The sequence below is a fragment of the Negadavirga shengliensis genome (assembly GCF_042652345.1).
GTDB classification, from domain to species: domain Bacteria; phylum Bacteroidota; class Bacteroidia; order Cytophagales; family Cyclobacteriaceae; genus Negadavirga; species Negadavirga shengliensis.
Map to the genome: position 1 here is coordinate 122,637 of NZ_JBHSJJ010000003.1, position 17,241 is coordinate 139,877.

17 protein-coding genes are annotated in these 17,241 nt (G+C 44.2%); 5 read left to right on the plus strand and 12 right to left on the minus strand.

Going from position 1 to position 17,241, the window contains the following annotated elements; genetic code table 11:
• Positions 1 to 50: 50 nt before the first annotated feature.
• The 3 genes from alr to ACFPFU_RS05810 are packed head-to-tail and all read right to left on the minus strand — an operon-like array spanning position 51 to position 3,015.
• Positions 51 to 1,205 carry an alanine racemase gene (gene alr, locus ACFPFU_RS05800; RefSeq protein ID WP_377063208.1) on the minus strand — a complete coding sequence of 385 codons (1,155 nt, stop codon included), beginning with the start codon at positions 1,203 to 1,205 and terminating at the stop codon, positions 51 to 53.
• Positions 1,206 to 1,210: 5 nt separating this feature from the next.
• Positions 1,211 to 2,344, minus strand: a complete 1,134-nt coding sequence (locus ACFPFU_RS05805) for an amidohydrolase (RefSeq protein ID WP_377062441.1) — start codon at positions 2,342 to 2,344, stop codon at positions 1,211 to 1,213.
• Positions 2,345 to 2,373: 29 nt separating this feature from the next.
• A complete protein-coding gene (locus ACFPFU_RS05810; RefSeq protein WP_377062443.1) occupies positions 2,374 to 3,015 on the minus strand; it encodes a peptidoglycan DD-metalloendopeptidase family protein in 642 nt (213 codons plus the stop codon).
• 152 nt (positions 3,016 to 3,167) lie between these two features.
• Here ACFPFU_RS05810 and ACFPFU_RS05815 point away from each other — a divergent pair, with 152 nt between their 5' ends.
• Positions 3,168 to 4,124: a threonine ammonia-lyase gene (locus tag ACFPFU_RS05815; protein WP_377062445.1), complete on the plus strand. Its 957-nt coding sequence runs from the start codon at positions 3,168 to 3,170 to the stop codon at positions 4,122 to 4,124.
• 67 nt (positions 4,125 to 4,191) lie between these two features.
• On the opposite strand, the gene ACFPFU_RS05820 is transcribed toward ACFPFU_RS05815, so the two are convergent.
• The 3 genes from ACFPFU_RS05820 to ACFPFU_RS05830 are packed head-to-tail and all read right to left on the minus strand — an operon-like array spanning position 4,192 to position 7,044.
• Positions 4,192 to 5,346, minus strand: a complete 1,155-nt coding sequence (locus ACFPFU_RS05820) for a cysteine desulfurase family protein (protein ID WP_377062447.1) — start codon at positions 5,344 to 5,346, stop codon at positions 4,192 to 4,194.
• A gap of 17 nt (positions 5,347 to 5,363) precedes the next feature.
• On the minus strand, positions 5,364 to 6,755 hold the full coding sequence (glmM, locus tag ACFPFU_RS05825; RefSeq protein ID WP_377062449.1) for a phosphoglucosamine mutase: 1,392 nt from the start codon (positions 6,753 to 6,755) through the stop codon (positions 5,364 to 5,366).
• 58 nt (positions 6,756 to 6,813) lie between these two features.
• A complete protein-coding gene (locus ACFPFU_RS05830; protein ID WP_377062451.1) occupies positions 6,814 to 7,044 on the minus strand; it encodes a hypothetical protein in 231 nt (76 codons plus the stop codon).
• Between the two features lie 75 nt (positions 7,045 to 7,119).
• On the opposite strand from ACFPFU_RS05830, the gene mazG reads away from it, so the two are divergent.
• Positions 7,120 to 7,920 (plus strand): nucleoside triphosphate pyrophosphohydrolase, encoded by an 801-nt coding sequence (gene mazG, locus ACFPFU_RS05835; protein ID WP_377062453.1) that lies wholly within the window; start codon positions 7,120 to 7,122, stop codon positions 7,918 to 7,920.
• Between the two features lie 359 nt (positions 7,921 to 8,279).
• Here the strand turns inward: mazG and ACFPFU_RS05840 are convergent, their stop codons facing one another.
• The 6 genes from ACFPFU_RS05840 to ACFPFU_RS05865 form a co-directional block, all read right to left on the minus strand.
• Positions 8,280 to 9,797, minus strand: a complete 1,518-nt coding sequence (locus tag ACFPFU_RS05840; protein WP_377062455.1) for a GH3 auxin-responsive promoter family protein — start codon at positions 9,795 to 9,797, stop codon at positions 8,280 to 8,282.
• A gap of 14 nt (positions 9,798 to 9,811) precedes the next feature.
• Positions 9,812 to 10,543 (minus strand): LPS export ABC transporter ATP-binding protein, encoded by a 732-nt coding sequence (lptB, locus tag ACFPFU_RS05845; protein ID WP_377062457.1) that lies wholly within the window; start codon positions 10,541 to 10,543, stop codon positions 9,812 to 9,814.
• Positions 10,544 to 10,546: 3 nt separating this feature from the next.
• Positions 10,547 to 12,247, minus strand: a complete 1,701-nt coding sequence (gene recJ / locus ACFPFU_RS05850) for a single-stranded-DNA-specific exonuclease RecJ (RefSeq protein ID WP_377062459.1) — start codon at positions 12,245 to 12,247, stop codon at positions 10,547 to 10,549.
• Between the two features lie 106 nt (positions 12,248 to 12,353).
• Complete coding sequence (locus ACFPFU_RS05855) at positions 12,354 to 12,968, minus strand: hypothetical protein (RefSeq protein ID WP_377062460.1); 615 nt, start codon at positions 12,966 to 12,968, stop codon at positions 12,354 to 12,356.
• Between the two features lie 141 nt (positions 12,969 to 13,109).
• On the minus strand, positions 13,110 to 13,988 hold the full coding sequence (gene lipA, locus ACFPFU_RS05860; protein WP_377062462.1) for a lipoyl synthase: 879 nt from the start codon (positions 13,986 to 13,988) through the stop codon (positions 13,110 to 13,112).
• A gap of 64 nt (positions 13,989 to 14,052) precedes the next feature.
• The gene (locus tag ACFPFU_RS05865; protein ID WP_377062464.1) at positions 14,053 to 14,787 is read right to left on the minus strand and encodes a hypothetical protein; all 735 of its coding nucleotides are present in this window, start codon (positions 14,785 to 14,787) and stop codon (positions 14,053 to 14,055) included.
• A gap of 67 nt (positions 14,788 to 14,854) precedes the next feature.
• Between ACFPFU_RS05865 and ACFPFU_RS05870 the strand changes: the two genes are divergently transcribed.
• The 3 genes from ACFPFU_RS05870 (at position 14,855) to ACFPFU_RS05880 (ending at position 17,226) form a co-directional block, all read left to right on the plus strand.
• Positions 14,855 to 15,259 carry an OsmC family protein gene (locus tag ACFPFU_RS05870; protein WP_377062466.1) on the plus strand — a complete coding sequence of 135 codons (405 nt, stop codon included), beginning with the start codon at positions 14,855 to 14,857 and terminating at the stop codon, positions 15,257 to 15,259.
• Positions 15,260 to 15,347: 88 nt separating this feature from the next.
• Positions 15,348 to 15,896 carry an RNA polymerase sigma factor gene (locus ACFPFU_RS05875; protein ID WP_377062468.1) on the plus strand — a complete coding sequence of 183 codons (549 nt, stop codon included), beginning with the start codon at positions 15,348 to 15,350 and terminating at the stop codon, positions 15,894 to 15,896.
• Positions 15,877 to 17,226, plus strand: coding sequence for an outer membrane beta-barrel protein (locus ACFPFU_RS05880; RefSeq protein ID WP_377062470.1), 1,350 nt, complete (start codon positions 15,877 to 15,879; stop codon positions 17,224 to 17,226). The genes ACFPFU_RS05875 and ACFPFU_RS05880 overlap by 20 nt, the downstream gene beginning before the upstream one ends.
• The last annotated feature ends 15 nt before the right edge of the window (positions 17,227 to 17,241 follow it).

Sequence of the window (17,241 nt, forward strand, 5' to 3'; positions counted from 1 at the left end):
AACCGTTTTAGGATATCTTTCAAAGTTTACAAAGCAAAGTGCAAAGTCAATCACTGCACTATTTTCCTCGGAATATCATTTGGCAGGCGGGTCAGCAATTCATAGTTTACCTGCTGCGTGGATTCCCCGAAAGATGCCACGGTGATTTCATTTCTTTTTTGTTTGCCGATGATTACCACCTCATCCCCTTTTTTTGGATCTTTAAGGTCTGAGATGTCCACTGAAATCGTATTCATGGTGACAGTTCCCACCACAGGAAGGATTTTGCCATGAATCAATACCTTGCCCAGGTTGCTGAGGTTCCTGCTAAAACCGTGAGAGTATCCAACAGGCACCAAGGCAATGGTCATGTTCCTGGAAGCCATAAAACTGTTGCCATAACCTATAAAATCTCCTATTTTAACTTTTTTGAGGCTCATTATGGTGCTTTTCCAACTAATCAGCCTTCTTAAAGGGTTTTTCATGTGGGGTGCTAGCTGTTTGAATTTATACATGTAGGTTTCTTGGCTGGGCCAGAAACCGTATTGGGCTATACCTATCCTCACCATATCCATAATGGTTTCCGGATAACTGAAAGAGGCTGCCGAACAGGCGGTATGATAGCACTGAAACCGGATTCCATTTTCAGAAAACCAGTCTTTGTATTTGCGATAAAATTTTATTTGGTTTTGTACCCTGACATGGTTTCCAATGCTTTCCGCTCCCGCATAATGCGTGCACAAGCCACACCATTCAAAATGCGCTTTGTTTTCCAATAAAAATTTTTTTAATGTTTCTTTTTCCTCCCATTCAAAGCCTGTTCGGTGAAAGCCTGTTTCCACTTCTACATGGATTTTCGCTCTTTTGTTCAATTTCTTGCTCACAGCAAGGGCTGCTTCCAACCGGTCAAACTCGAATACATAAAAACTGATGCCTGAGTCGATGATCCAGGATAGACTTGCGTTGTCGACCATCCCCATGATCATAATTTGGCTGTTTTTTTTTGTAGCCTTTTGAACCCTGACAGCCTCATCGGTGCTGAAGGTACTGAAATGTCTGATTCCCGCTTCTTCAGCTATGGAAACAATATTTTCAATACCATGTCCGTAGGCGTTGCCTTTTACAACAGAGGAGATGACCGTCTTTTCTCCAACTTGGCTTTTTATGAATTTAAGGTTGTTTTTATAGGCGCTTTTACTGATTTCTATATAAGAAGTATGCAGCATAAACTTCAAAAGTTAATTTTTTTGATGGTTTCCATAAAAAGCCCGACGCCTACAGGGATTAATTCATCAGGGAAGTCGTATCGGCTTTCATGCAGTTGGGGCTGCCTCTTGCCAGCTCCCAGACCAAAAAGCATACTTTTGGTTACGGTTGAAAAATGGCCGAAGTCCTCTGACCAACGAAAAGGTGTTCTGATATGTTTGGTCTTTAGTTTAAGGGCTTTGCTTGCGTCGTTGACATACTCCCAGGCTTCGGGATCATTTTCTGAAGCCTGGAAAGCTTCACAATAGTCGATTGAGACGTTCAATTTGTACTCTTTGGCAATGGCATGGACTAATTTTTCAGCATAAGAAATCATTTTGTCCATGGTTTCATTTTCATAGCTTCTCATGGTAGCCATTACCTTGGCCTCTCCAGGGGTGGTTCCAAAAGCCACTTCACCTAAAACCGCGTGGATGATGGTAATCAGCGCAAAATCGGCAAATGACGCTGGCAGTTTTTCCAATCCTACCATGATTTTACACATGGCCTCTGCTGGACTGTTGCCATCCTCAGGATGGGCGGCATGGCTGGTTTTCCCCTTGAGCGTTATAACCATTCCTGTGGAGGCCGCTGTGAAAACGCCTTTTTTCAGGACTACCTGGTTTTTGTCAAACCCCGGCAGATTGTGGAGAGCGAAGGCATAATCGGGTAATATTTTGTCGAAGCCTTTCGATGCGATTACCTGTTCCGCACCTTCTCCGGTTTCCTCGGAAGGCTGGAAGAGCAACACCACCTTGCCCTTTTTGGGTCTACGGGTAGCCAGTTGCAGTCCAACCCCACACGCTATGGCCATATGGCCATCATGACCACAGGTGTGTGAAACCCCCACATGCTTGCTGATATGCTGAATATTTCCTTCCTCCTGTATAGGAAGCGCATCCAGCTCGGAACGGACCATGGTCGTAGGCCCTTCTTCTTCCCCTTTAAAAATGACCGCAATGCCATTTGGGCCCATGCCTTCCACTACTTCATCCGGGGGAAATTCCCGGAAAAATTTTTTAATTCTGGACGACGTATTTTTTTCCTTTCCGGAGAGTTCCGGGTATTGGTGTAATTCCTTTCTTAAAGAAACCAACTTATTCAAATCCGGTTTGTTCATGATGGTCTTTATTAAAGTGGTTTAACTCGCTATTTTAATAATGGACAACCGAGCCAAATGTTTGGATCCGGACAGTTGCTTAGATAATAAGTTTTGTCTTTTTCCCCGCATACACCGGGATAATCTCCGTGATAGTCTTGTAGGTTGCGGATCAGCTGAAAATGCAGGTGAGGCGGCCAGCCGCCATTTTCTTCTGTACTCCCTAAATGGCCGATCTTTTCCCCTTGCCGGATTTTTTTTCCGATTGCTAAATTAGCCAAATCCCTCCGGCTGAGATGTCCATATAAACTATAAATAATGATATCATTATGCAATCGGTGTTCCAAAATAACCGTTGGCCCGTAATTTCCAAAACCGATATTGTCCTTGAACCCGTGAATAAGACCACCAACGGGACAATATACCGGATGACCCGCGGCAGTCCAGATGTCTATTCCCAGATGGATGTTTCTATAATCCATAGAAGCCTGTGCAAATACCTGGCTTCTTGAATAAATCTGCCTGTTTTCACCATAGCCCCCAACGGCAAACATAGCCTTGTTTTCCTCCATCTGACGTTCTATGTGTTTGATGAAATTTTGGTTATTTACAAAATCAACTTCATTTAATTTTGGATTGGTTTTGCTTAGATCAAGGACAAACGTATTCCCCGCATGCAGTTCAGCTCCCATAATGGGGTAGGTTGTGGTCGGTGTCTGAAGTAAGTCCCGGTGCATGTCATTCAATATATGAAAATTATTTTGATGAGCGGCTTTTAGAAAATATTTTGCAAAAACAGAATCCCGCAATTGGCTGTAATCATAATTAAGTGCAATTTTAAGGCATGAATAACCCCGGTTTACCTCGTTTGGATGAAATACAACAAGCGCGTGCCAGGATCGACCATATGATTCACTGGACACCCTTGCTGACAAGTACCGCAGTGAACAAGATGGCCCGGTGCCAGGTTTATTTTAAATGCGAAAACCTGCAAAAAACAGGAGCCTTCAAGGCGAGGGGAGCAGCCAACGCGGTGATGAAACTGGGTGAGGAAGCAAAAGAGAACGGTGTGGCAACCCATTCCAGTGGTAATCACGCCGCCGCTCTTGCCAGAGCCGCAGGTGAAGCCGGTGTCCCTTCTTTTATCGTGATGCCGTCCACGGCCCCGGAAGTCAAGAAGAAAGCAGTAAGGAGTTATGGCGGAGAGATCATTGAATGCGAACCTACCTTATCCGCCCGTGAAGCAACGTTGGAAAAAATCGTTGATAGAACCGGAGCAACATTTATTCCCCCGTATGATCATTGGGATGTGATAGAGGGTCAGGCTACTTGTGCCTGGGAAATAGGACAGGAAGGAATTGTCTTTGATACGATCATGGCTCCGGTAGGAGGAGGGGGGCTGCTCGCAGGTACTGCGTTGAGCACACATTACCTGTCGCCGAGGACAAAAGTCATTGCGGGTGAACCCCAAGGTGCGGATGATGCGTACAGGTCTTTCAAAGCAAAAAAAATCATACCTGTACAAAACCCTGACACGATAGCTGACGGATTGTTGACATTATTGGGCAAAAAAAATTTTGAGGTTATTGTTCAATATGTTCAAGATATTCTCACCGTCAATGATGAGGAAATTATCGCTGCAATGCGGATCATTTTTGAAAGAATGAAGCTAGTGGTGGAGCCCAGTGCAGCGGTTCCATTGGCGGCGCTGCTAAAAAACAAGGAAAAATTTGAAGGAGAAAAGGTAGCCATCATCCTGTCGGGTGGCAATGTGGACGTCAGCCATCTGCCGTTCGGGTAGTAGCAGATTATTTCCCCGGCCATATAGATCCGTCTTCCATGAAATCAAATCATGGTTTTTACCCTACTCATACGCCTACTTCATACAGCGTTTTGAGTTGCCCGATGGTGTAGTCCACATCTTCTACTGTATTGAACCTGCTAAAAGAGAAACGTACAGATTCTTTTTCGGGCGAAACCTGTAACGACCGTAAAACGTGGGATCCAAGGGTTGCCCCACTGCTGCAGGCAGATCCGCCGGAAGCGGAGATCCCTTCGAGGTCCAGATTGAACAACAGCATGCCTTGGTTATTGGAGGAAGCAGGGAAACTGACGTTGAGAACGGTATATAGGCTGTTTTCCAAATCTCCGGAACGCCCGTTAAAGCTTACGCCGGGGATGGCGCTTTCCAAACTTTCTTTGAAATGCTTTTTTAGCGCAATGATTTTTTTCCGGTGACCTTCCATATCTTCGTACGCTATTTCCAGGGCTTTGGCCAACCCTATGATACCGGCTACGTTTTCTGTGCCGCCCCGCATGTTTCTTTCCTGGGAACCTCCAAGGATATAAGGCTTTATTTTTTTGTTCTTATTCACGTAAAGAAACCCTGAACCTTTGGGACCATGAAACTTATGGGCCGAACCGACCATCGCATTCAGCGGTAAATCATTGAGGCGGTGGACATAATGTCCCACGGTTTGCACCGTATCTGAATGGAAAAAGGCACCAAATTCCTGACAGATATTGCCTATGGCTTCTATGTCGTTGATGTTGCCGATTTCATTGTTACCATGCATCAGGGATACCAATGCGCGGGGCTGTTGTTGAAGCAGGGCCTTCAGCTGATCAAGGTCCAGATTGCCTTGGCCATCCGTGTCCAACAAAGTGCGCCCTATGCCTTTTTCCGCAACACATCTGTCTGTTATGTGTAACACGGCATGGTGCTCTAAGGGAGAGGTGATGATGTGCTCAAGGGAGAAACTTTCCAGTGCACTGAAGATGGCCGTATTGTCTGCCTCTGTGCCTCCAGAAGTAAAAAAAACCTCACCGGGTGTGGTATTGAGCAATTCTGCTACCTTTTTTCTGGCTTTTTCTATGGCGGCCCTCACTTCTCTCCCATGGGCATGGACAGAGGAAGGATTGCCATAATGCTCCCTTAAAAAAGGCAACATGGCTTCAAGTACCCTCTCGTCCAATGCGGTGGTAGCAGCATTGTCAAAGTAGATTCTTCTTTTTTGGAGCATAATACGTGTATGACGAGCTATTCTTTTTCTGAAATAATCTCTTTGATGTCAAGGATGAGCTTGTTGGCCAGATGGTCTGCGGTGACAGAAGTTTCTGATTCCGAATATATCCTGATAATGGGTTCCGTGTTGGATTTGCGGAGATGAACCCATTCTTTTTCGAATTCTATTTTTATACCGTCTATATCATTGATAGGATGCTTCTGGTATTTCTTTCTGATCTGTTCCAGGATCTTATCGGTATTGATATTCGCGTTGAGTTCTATCTTGTTTTTCGAGATATAATAATTGGGATAGGTGGCTCTAAGACGGCTAACCGACTTCCCGAATTTGGCAAGATGGGTGAGAAACAGTCCTATACCCACCAAAGCGTCTCTGCCATAATGTGACGCCGGATAGATGATGCCGCCGTTTCCTTCACCTCCGATAACCGCTTGGGTTTCTTTCATTTTAGTCACCACATTGACTTCACCTACAGCAGCCGCATGATAGGTGCCCCCCCTTTTTTCGGTAATATCCCTGAGGGCTCTGGTGGAACTTAAATTAGATACTGTGTTTCCTTGTTGATGGGAAAGTATATAATCGGCTACTGCCACCAGGGTGTATTCTTCCCCAAAGAAGCTGCCATCTTCATTCAGGAAAGCCAGTCTGTCTACGTCTGGATCTACCACGATGCCCAGATCATAATGCCCGTTTTCCAGTTTTATGGAAATGTCTCTCAGGTGTTCCGGAAGGGGTTCCGGATTATGAGGGAACTGGCCGTTGGGCTGACAGTACATCTCCTCTACCGTTTCCACGCCAAGCGCCTTTAAAAGTTTGGGCACAACAATCCCACCGGTGGAATTGACACAGTCTACTACAATTTTGAATTTTCTTTGGGCAATGGCTTCCCTGTCTACCAGGTCCAGGTCCAATACATGCTGTATGTGCCTGTCCATATAATCACTTATTTGGGTATAAGCCCCCAGTTTTTTCACCTCTGCAAAACGGAAATTCCCATTCTCTGCCTTGTCCAGGACTTCCTGCCCTTCCGCGGCTGAAATGAATTCCCCTTCGTGGTTCAGCAATTTCAAGGCATTCCACTGTATAGGATTATGACTGGCCGTGATGATAATCCCGCCTCCGGCTTCTTCCAGCGGAACGGCCAATTCGACTGTCGGGGTGGTACTCAGGCCCAAATCGATGACATTGACGCCAAGGCCTTGAAGAGTACTGGCGATCAGTTTTGAAACCATCTCACCGGATATACGTGCATCCCTGCCGATCACCACTTTGGGATTGTCGGTCTTTTCCATCACCCATGAGCCATACGCGGCGGAAAATTTTACAATGTCTAAGGGAGTGAGGCCTTCACCTGGAGGGCCACCGATGGTGCCCCTGATACCGGAAATTGATTTGATTAGTGCCACTTAAAGAAATATTATGTTGGGTGTTAAAAAAGAATGATTCATTATTATCGGTCACATATTATTTGAACTTGGCCATCACTTTATCGACCTCATTGTCGGGATTTCCGCAAGAAGAACCATCGTCTATCTTTTTCCCACAATACCCGCAGGTCTCGCCGTCCTTGTTCAAATAAGGGTTTTGTGAAGCGCAAGTCCCCTTAAACTGTCCATTTTTCAGGAAAATCAGCCTCACGGACATCAATATAAAAAATAGTGCGATAAATGCCAATGTCAAATATACAGTTGTCATATCAAATTAATTTCTGCAAATTTACGTATTACTTTCAAAACGTTTATACATTACCATAAGTTTCCCCCCTATTTTATGACACTACCTTATGACAGGAAATCGCAGCTAGAGGCTTTTGACAGGTTGCTGACCATAATGGATGAATTGAGGGAAAAATGTCCTTGGGATAAAAAGCAAACTATTGAAAGCCTTAGGCACCTTACCATAGAAGAGACTTTCGAACTGTCGGATGCTATTTTGGACAATGACCTCGATGAGATCAAAAATGAACTGGGAGACATACTGCTGCATATTGTTTTTTATGCCAGGATAGGTTCAGAAAAGAAAGCTTTTGATATGGCTTCTGTCATCAATCAATTGAACGAAAAACTGATCCGGAGGCACCCCCATATATATGGAGAGACACAAGCTGAAGACGAAGAGACGGTAAAACAAAACTGGGAGAAAATAAAACTGCAGGAGAAAGGCAATGAAAGTGTGTTGGGAGGAGTGCCGAGATCCCTTCCTGCCCTTATCAAGGCCATGCGGATCCAGGAAAAAGCGCGGGGCGTAGGGTTTGACTGGGAAGAAAAGCATCAGGTATGGGCGAAGGTAGAAGAAGAGATGGCGGAATTCAAGGAAGTTTTTGATGCCGAAGGGGACACGCATCCGGATAAGGAAAAAGCGACAGCTGAATTTGGAGACCTGCTTTTTTCGTTAATCAATTATGCCCGGTTCATTGATATCAATCCGGAAGAGGCCCTGGAAAAAACCAACCGCAAGTTTATACACCGCTTTCAGTATCTAGAGAATGCTGCAAGAAACTCGGGGAAAACGTTATCCGAAATGAGTCTGGCGGAAATGGATGTCTTTTGGGAAGAGGCAAAAAAACATTAAAATCTGGCGGAAAAAAATTTTATTCTGAACAGGGAGTTATCCACTTTTTCAAAAATAGCTGGAACGGCAAAAAATTCATTTACAGCAGGTTATCCACAAAAACACTTTTTTGGGTCATGGATTAATTACCTGTAAAACAGTAAGTTATACCTATTTCTTTCATCTATGTGGATAAGTGTGGAAAGATGTGGATAAAAATTTCTTGTTTATTGGAATCTAAAAATACGGTTTGCCAGGCCATTTTCTGACTTTCGTTCAAAGCCGGTTTCCTTCTTTCCCTGATATGGATTTTTGACGGATGGAGGGCGGTTTTTAATATAAAATTTTGAAAATTATCAGGGCAATAAAATCCCCTTACTTCAAAGGAATTTTATGATCTCATCGATGTATTCACGGTTGTTGGAGAGCCGGGGAACTTTGTTCTGTCCCCCAAGTTTTCCTTTGGATTTCAGCCATTTTTCAAACAGCCCCTCCCGGGCAAAATGCACTATGGGTTTTTTAAGCACCATATCTTTATATCTTTTTGCATCATAATCAGAATTGATTTCCCTCAGGTACTGATCGAGTTTATCTCTAAATAATTCTTTATCCTTTGGTGGGAATGTAAACTCTACAACCCACTCATGGGCTCCCTGGTTTTCCTTGTCTCCATAATAGATAGGAGCGGCAGTGAAATTTTTTATCGATGTGTGGAGTTCTTTACAGGCCTTTTCCATGGCCTTTTCGGCATTTTCTACGATAACTTCTTCCCCAAAGGCATTGATGAAATGCTTTGTCCGGCCGGTAATCCTTATGCGGTAAGGGCTCAGCGAAGTGAATTTTACCGTGTCACCGATTTTGTACCGCCAGAGTCCCGCGTTGGTGGTAATGATGATGGCATAATTCTGATCCACCGCCACTTCTTCCAACGGAATACATTTGGGATTCTCGCGGTCCCATTCTTCCATGGGTATAAATTCATAGAATATGCCGTAATCCAGCATCAGAAGCAGATCCTCGGACTCTTTTTGGTCCTGGATTCCAAAAAAGCCCTCAGAGGCATTGTATGTTTCCATATAATGCATGTCTCCTGTGGGAATAAGCTCATGGAAGAGATGCCTGTAGGGACCAAAAGCCACTGCCCCGTGAAAAAAGACCTCCAGGTCGGGCCATACCTCTTTGATGTTTTGGCTTTGCGTGATGTCCAGAATCCTCTGAAGCAGGACAAGTGTCCAGGTGGGGACACCGGTAAGGCTGGTTACGTTCTCTTTTATCGTTTCCCGGGCCATGCGCTCTATTTTTTCCTCCCATTCGCTCATCAGGGCCGTTTCCAAGCTGGGCGTTCGTGCAAACTGGGCCCACATGGGGAGATTTTGCATGATTACGGCAGATATATCCCCGTAATAGCTGTTCTTGTTCTGATCCAAATGATTGATTTGGTGGCTGCCTCCGATGGACAGGCTTTTGCCGGTAAACAGCCTGGTTTCCGGATAATTGGTGATATATAGAGAAAGCATGTCTTTTCCTCCTTTGAAATGGCAGTCTTCCAGACTTTCGGGAGAGACGGGTATAAATTTGCTTCTGGCTCCGGTGGTACCGGAGGATTTCGAAAACCAGTTAATATCACTCGGCCAAATGACATTTTGGGTGCCTTTCATGGTATCTTCAATGTAGGGCATCATTTGCTCGTAATCGTGGACCGGGACCTGCCGGCAAAAATCAGAATAAGATGATATGCTGTTAAAATGGTATTTTTTTCCAAATCGAGTGTCTTTTGCCATATGAATGAGCTTGAAAAGAATCTCTCTTTGGACTTCAATGGGTTGGTTTTTAAATTTTTCAATCTGGCCTATCCTGTTTTTGAATATCCAGGTCATAAAAGTATTGATGACTTCCATATAGGGGTAGTTGGTTATATCTTCCTTTTCAATTCGAAATGCCTTCCCAGATAAACTTTTCTGACCTGTTCGTCTGATGCCAGATCTTCTGCAGTACCTGCTTTCAGAAGTTTGCCCTCAAACATGAGATAAGCCCTATCGGTAATGGACAGGGTTTCATTGACGTTATGGTCTGTGATCAATATACCGATGTTTTTGTTTTTAAGTTTGGCCACGATGGTTTGAATCTCTTCCACAGCTATCGGGTCTACGCCGGCAAATGGTTCATCCAGGAGCACGAATTTAGGGTCCACGGACAGTGCTCTGGCGATTTCGGTCCGCCGCCGCTCACCGCCCGAAAGTACCATTCCGAGGTTTTTGCGTACATGTGTGAGGCTGAATTCTTCTAACAGGCTTTCTACTCTTTCCTTCTGTTCCCTTTTTGGCATGTCTGTCATTTCCAGAACTGCCTTGATGTTTTCTTCCACCGTCAGTTTCCTGAACACGGAGGCTTCCTGTGCCAGGTAGCCGATACCCATTTTGGCTCTCTTATACATGGGAAGTGCAGTGATATCGGTTTTGTCTAGATAGACTTTTCCGGAGTTGGGTTTGATCAGGCCCACAATCATATAGAAAGAAGTGGTCTTTCCCGCCCCATTAGGCCCAAGAAGCCCTACAATTTCTCCCTGTTCCAACATTACCGAAATATTGTTGACCACTTTTTTACCTTTGTATATCTTGACAAGGTTGTCTGCCCTTAATATCATGAATCAGTCAAATTTAATATCCTTCACGTATAACTGCAGGCTGCTGGTATTACGGAAGGTGTTTTCTCTTAATTCAAATGCAATATTAAACCGCATTTTACTGTTTAAAAAATCGTAGTATTTGGCAAAGCCAAAACCTATACATACCGGACGGGTATTTTGGCCATCCTGTACGATCTCAAAACGGAGATGTTTGTCTTTTAATATCCTTACGTTTTCTGCGTATACCTGGTTGGCACAAAAAACCGGTTCGGCGTTGCCGGGCCCAAAAGGAGCCATTTGTTTCAGAATATTATAAAAGCGGTAATTGATCTGGTCCAAAATAAGTTCATCATCGATTTCCAGGGTTGGCTTGAGGTGGATTTCTGCAATACGCTGGCTTACCACTTCTTCAAATTTCAGTTGGAAAGCGGGGACATTTTCAACAGCAAGCGTGAGCCCCGCGGCATATTTATGTCCGCCAAACTGTTCTAATAAATCACTGCAGGCTTCTATGGCTTCATAAATATCAAAATTGAATACAGATCTGGCACTTCCTGTGGCCTTGTTGTTTGACTCGGTCAGGATGATTGTGGGACGGTAGTATCTCTCAATGCACCTGGAGGCCACAATGCCGATCACACCCTTGTGCCAATCTTCCTTAAATAACACGGTGCTTTTAAAACTCCCATTGATTTCCCTTACCTGGATCATCTGTAAGGCTTCCTTGGTGATGTTTTCATCGAAGTTCTTTCTGGCGGCATTGACATCTTCTACCAATTCGGCCCGCCTCACGGCTTCATCCAAATCTCTGGCTATGAGTAATTCAACGGATGCTTTGGCGTGTTCCAGTCTTCCTGAGGCATTGATGCGGGGACCGATTTTGAAAACAATATCAGTAATGTTGATGTCTTTGTCCACCTTGCCTTTTAGCATTAAGGCTTTTATGCCAGGCCGCGGGTTGTTATTGATCCGTTCCAGCCCATAGTAGGCCAAAATCCTGTTTTCCCCCGTGATGGGCACGATGTCTGACGCAATGCTTACCGCAACGAGGTCAAGGTAAGAATACAGTGCAGCCGGGTTTTTACCTGATCTCATGGCAAGCGCCTGTATCAACTTGAAGCCTACCCCGCATCCACTCAGCTCTTTATAGGGATAAGGACAGTCAGGTCTTTTGGGATCCAGAACCGCAACGGCATCAGGCAGGAACTCTCCCGGTGTGTGATGGTCACAAATGATGAAATCGACGCCTAAGGAATTGGCAAGTTTTATTTTATCAAGCGCTTTGATGCCACAGTCCAGGGACACCACCAGGTTGAATTTGTTGTCGGCGGCGTAGCAGACTCCCTTTTCCGAAATGCCGTAGCCTTCCTTGTAGCGGTCAGGTATATAAAATGAGACGTTATCATAAAATTCGGTCAAGAAGCCATAAAATAAAGCAACCGATGTGGTTCCGTCTACATCATAATCCCCGTAGATAAGTATTCTTTCCTGCTTAGTGATGGCTTCTGCCAGACGGGTTACCGCTTTGTCCATATCTTTCATAAGAAAGGGATCATGCAGTTTATCCAGATCCGGCCTGAAAAATTCCTTGGCTTTTTGGAAATCAGTTATACCCCTGTTCACCAGCATATTGGCCAATGTCGGGTTGACATTGATCTCACTGCTGAGCTGTTCCACGGTATCAGGATTTGCCTTATCCTTTATTATCCATCTAAAATCCATAGGGTCGAAATTACAAAACAAACCTGCTCGAAAGCCAAAAGTGGTTAATTATAATTGATGCAAAAAACAGGTTCACGAGGTGTGCTCCTCGATTGCTCCTTTGGAATCAATCGATTACCTGATCCAAGACCTCTTTCAGGGCCACACGTTTGCCATCCTTATAAGGAACAATCCATGCCTCCTTTACGCCGATTTTGCGTAATTTTTTCTTAAAAAGATTGGCGTTATCATAATCCCTGAACTGGCCCAAAATGTATTTGATATAGCCGTCTTCATCAATGATTTCGAGATCACTCCCCTGCTGGGTCATATTTCTCAGATCATAATCGTCAAACGCTCCCAATTGTACACGAAAGACCACGCCTTTCTCCCACTCCGGATCAGATACTTTTCTTTTCCCGGATTGCTCATCATTCTTCAAAGCATCGACCTGACTTTGTGCCTGGATAAGCGAAGCCGAGAGTCTTTGTATTTCTTTATCCTTCTTTTCACCGGATTCTTGAAGTTCTTTTGCTTTTCTTTCCAGCGTATTATTTTCCTTTTTTACGGTTTCGTAACCTTCCACTACAGTCTTAAACTGTTCTGCGCTCATCTCTTTTTTTTGTTGCTCCCATTGCCGTTGTTCTGATTTACTTAACTGGGAAGCGGTTTTCGGCGAACAGCTGAAAAGAAGAATGATCATAATCATAAAAGATGGCAACAGTATTTTTACAGTACCCATTTTCAATTTGTTTTGATAACAATTAAGCTTAAAATATATCCATTAAATTACAAAAAATAAACGGTTATTTATTTTTGAAGTATAAAATGGGCAGAAAAAAAGCAGTGACAATTGCCACTGCTTAAAAATATGATGCTGCCGTCAGACGTTGACATGTTTTTCCGCATGATAGGAGGATCTTACCAGCGGTCCTGATTCCACATATTTTAATCCTCTCTTCAATCCTTCCTCCCTATAAGCGTCAAACTGGTCGGGGTGGATGAATGCGGCAACTTCAATGTGCATCTTAGTGGGCTGGAGATATTGGCCCAAAGTGAGAATGTCACATCCATGCGCTACCAGGTCGTCCATGGCTTTGTGTACTTCGTCTTCTTTCTCTCCCAAACCCAGCATGATTCCGGTTTTGGTACGTTTCCCGTATTCTTTTGTCAATTTAATCTGTTCCAGAGATCGTACGTATTTGGCTTGGGGCCTTACCCTTCTGTAAAGACGCTCTACAGTTTCCATGTTGTGGGAGACCACTTCCTGTCCCGCACTTATCATCCGGTATAAGGCATCCCAATTCCCTTTTACGTCAGGAATAAGCGTTTCAATGGTTGTGGAAGGTGAAAGCCTTTTAGTTTCCACCACCGTCTGATACCATATTTCGGCTCCCCTGTCTTTAAGTTCGTCTCTGTTGACAGAAGTGATGACAGCATGTTTGACCCCCATCAGGTGAATGGCCTCCGCTACCCTTCTGGGCTCATCGGCATCATATTCGGGCGGTCTGCCGGTGGCTACCGCACAGAAAGAGCAGGATCTGGTACAGACGTTGCCCAGTATCATAAAAGTAGCGGTACCTGCTCCCCAGCATTCTCCCATATTGGGACAATTGCCGCTTTCACAGATGGTATGCAGTTTATGTTCGTCAACCAATTTCCGGACTTTCGCATATTCTTTTCCGACAGGGAGCTTTACCCTTAACCAATTGGGTTTTTTTCTTTTGGTGCTTTCTTCGGAAATAACAGGTAATTCTATCATGGCGATACTTTAGATGAGCACAAAATTAATTATTCTTGGGCTATCCCCAAAACCTTGAAGTGACCTACCTTCTGAACCCATAGAACAAGGTGAAATAAACAGACTGAAATATCTGCCTGTTCTCTGTGGTAGGCATCAAAGGGATTTCCTTATTAAAACCTTCAAGGAGGTAACCGAGTTCCACGCCGGTTACATTGGATTTGAAAAAGCCAAATTCAAAGGACATGGCTGCTTTGGCATGGCCTCCAAAGGCAATTTCAGAATCCCCTATGCCTTCAAAGAGCCTTCCGGGACCGAGTACGTTGAAACGGCTCTGGTGGATGGACGGGTCGTATTGTTGCCGGATGGTCTCTGTTCTGCTCAGTGAATATTCGATAAAATAAGGGGAAATCAATCCCAAAGTCGGACCTATGGCTCCCAGGGCGGAAATCTGTACCCCCTGATGGGGAGCTTTTTTAAAGAGCAGCACTTCTCTGCCGTATTGCGGCCGGATGACATAGAGGTAGTTGGATTTTCCGAAAATATAGCTGTTGCCCAGCACTGTGTTGTACCTTACCTCTTTGGGGTTTTTTACATTCGCCAGTTCCAAGGCGAAAAATTGAAAAAGATTGTCGTCGATCCTTGATCCGATTTTCAGGTTTATCCCGCCGATCAGCCCGCCGTTTGTGTTTTTGTTAATGCCAAACAATACTTCCTTATCATAATCATAATCACCGGCGTCTTCCCTCTGGGCAAACGCGAATGAATTCAAACAGCAAAGAAAAAGCAGTAAGACAGGATATTTCATTTCAGTGGCCATACATGATCATGAATTTAACGCTAAATTTGTACCATTGTTTGGATTGTGAATTAAAAATAATCAGATTATGCCAACTATCAAAAGCAGTTACCAGGGAAATCTTAGAACCAGGGCCGAACACCTGCAGTCGGGTGAGCAGATCATCACCGATGCCCCTGTGGACAACAACGGAAAGGGTGAGGCTTTTTCTCCGACAGATCTGGTGGCCGGGGCTTTGGGGAGCTGCATGGTGACCATCATGGGAATAATAGCGGAACGCGAAGGGTTACACCTGGAAGGGCTTGCCTGGGAAATAACCAAAGTAATGCAGGCCAATCCTCGGAAAATTCAGGAGATCATTGTTGACATGAATTGGGAGAAACCTATAAAAGATGATAAATTACTTCAAAAATTAAAAAATGCGGCGAAAACTTGTCCTGTGGCGTTGAGCCTTCATCCTGATATAAAACAGACCGTAAACTTTAATTTTTGATAGACAGAAAATTCTTTGATTTTTTTGTAGCGTTTTCCTGATTGGATGCGTCATTGTAATACACCTGCGATATAACAAATAAACGCTTTTGGAGACAGACCTTATACAAGAAGCCAAAAATGGGGATCCGAGATCGTTAGAAAGGCTTTATAAGCACTTTTATGGCTATGCTATGAGTATTGCCCTAAGGTACTCCGGAAACAGGGAAGAGGCATGTGAAATTGTAAACGACAGCTTCATGAAAGTGTTTGATAATATAGAGCAATTTTCAGTAGGAAATTCTTTTAAAGGATGGTTCAGGAAAATTCTTATCAATACTTCGGTGGACTATTATAGAAAAAACTTCAAATACAATTCCACATTGGATATTGAGAAGGCAACTGCGGAAACGTATGATCCCAATGTGATTGATGAATTGTCCCAAAAAGACATTCTGTACCTTTTGGGACAACTTCCGGAAGTACTGAGAATAATTTTCAACATGTATGAGATTGAAGGCTATAAGCACGATGAAATCAGTGAAAGACTGGGTATACCATCCAGTACTTGTAGAACTTATTTGGCCAGAGCCAAAGAAAAATTGAGGGAGAAAGTGATAGCGTTAAACCATATAAGAAATGAAGGAGCAGTTCGATAAAAGGCTGGTGGAGAAAATCAAAAGCTCCTTCGATCATCATGAGGAGCCGTTTGATCCCAGGGAATGGGAAAAGCTTTCCAAGGCTTATTTTAAGCCTAAGAGAAAGGGATGGGTGGCTTTTTGGCCGTTTGTGACTGCTGGCATTGCCGCCAGCCTCCTATTGGTTTTGGTATATTTCCCAAAACAGGACGACATTGAAAATCACTTGAGATCACTTTCAGATTCCCTATCCCTGGAGAAAACCCCCACGATTACGGAAGCAGAAAGGGATTCCTTTGAAAAATCCAAAGAGATTCAAAACGATTCGGGACAAAGGGTTGAAGGGGAACGGAATGTGGCGGCAGTATCCCCTGTGGATAAACCAAGCAGTGATGTGGAGGAAATAACCGGGGCTCTCTCGCGGGTGGCTGATGGTGTACCGGTCGCGGAAACCGGGGACACACCTTCGGTCGTAGATATGGCTTCCTTGGATGCTTCAATAGAAAAAATAGCGCAGGAATCAGAGCAGGATCTTTTAGCACTTACAGATGATACGAAGGAACAATCAGAGGCAGGGTTGCTGGAAAGGAAAGAAGGAAGTTCTTCTATGGAAGAGACGGAAGCGCAGTCGGTGATTGACCAGTGGAAGGCGGAAAATCAGGCAGATGTTTTTTCAGGAAGTGAGAATGAAAGCCGGTCGGAGTCTTTAAAACTGGGCCTGATGGTTTCCCCTCAGGCCAACTCCAATCCGGTATCCGGCATGAACCTTGGAGCCGGGATTATGTCAGAATTTTCACTTTCCAGAAAACTCAAGCTGGACGTGGGGATAGCTTATGCAAGGCAAAACCTCAATCCCCAGAACATCCAACAGGTAAGGACTACATTGATGGCCGATGCCATGACCAACAGCAATTTCATCGCTTCCAGTTACGAGTTGAATTTTGCCAGTTTGGACATACCCGTGAATCTTAAGTATAAAGTATTGGAGAAAGATAAAACCGGGCTTTACCTGATCACAGGCCTGTCCAGCATGGTTTACCTGGACCAAAAAACAGTGGAGACGGTCCAGACCAATTCTTTGTTTAGAACCAATACGGCTGCCGGTGGTCTGGAATTCGCCCAGTCAGTTCAGGAATTCAGCAACGTGGTTACACCGCAGTCGGGAGAAAATTCCGCGGATTTGGCAGGGATGCTAAACCTTTCTTTCGGGTATGAGTATAAACTCAATAATGAGCTGTTTATTTCATTCGAGCCGTTTTATAAATTGCCGCTTGGGAATCTTACTTTTGTCAACCAGCAGTTTTCTATCGGGGGATTAAACCTTCGAATGAACTTTAACCTTAAAAAATGAAAACAAACCATACTT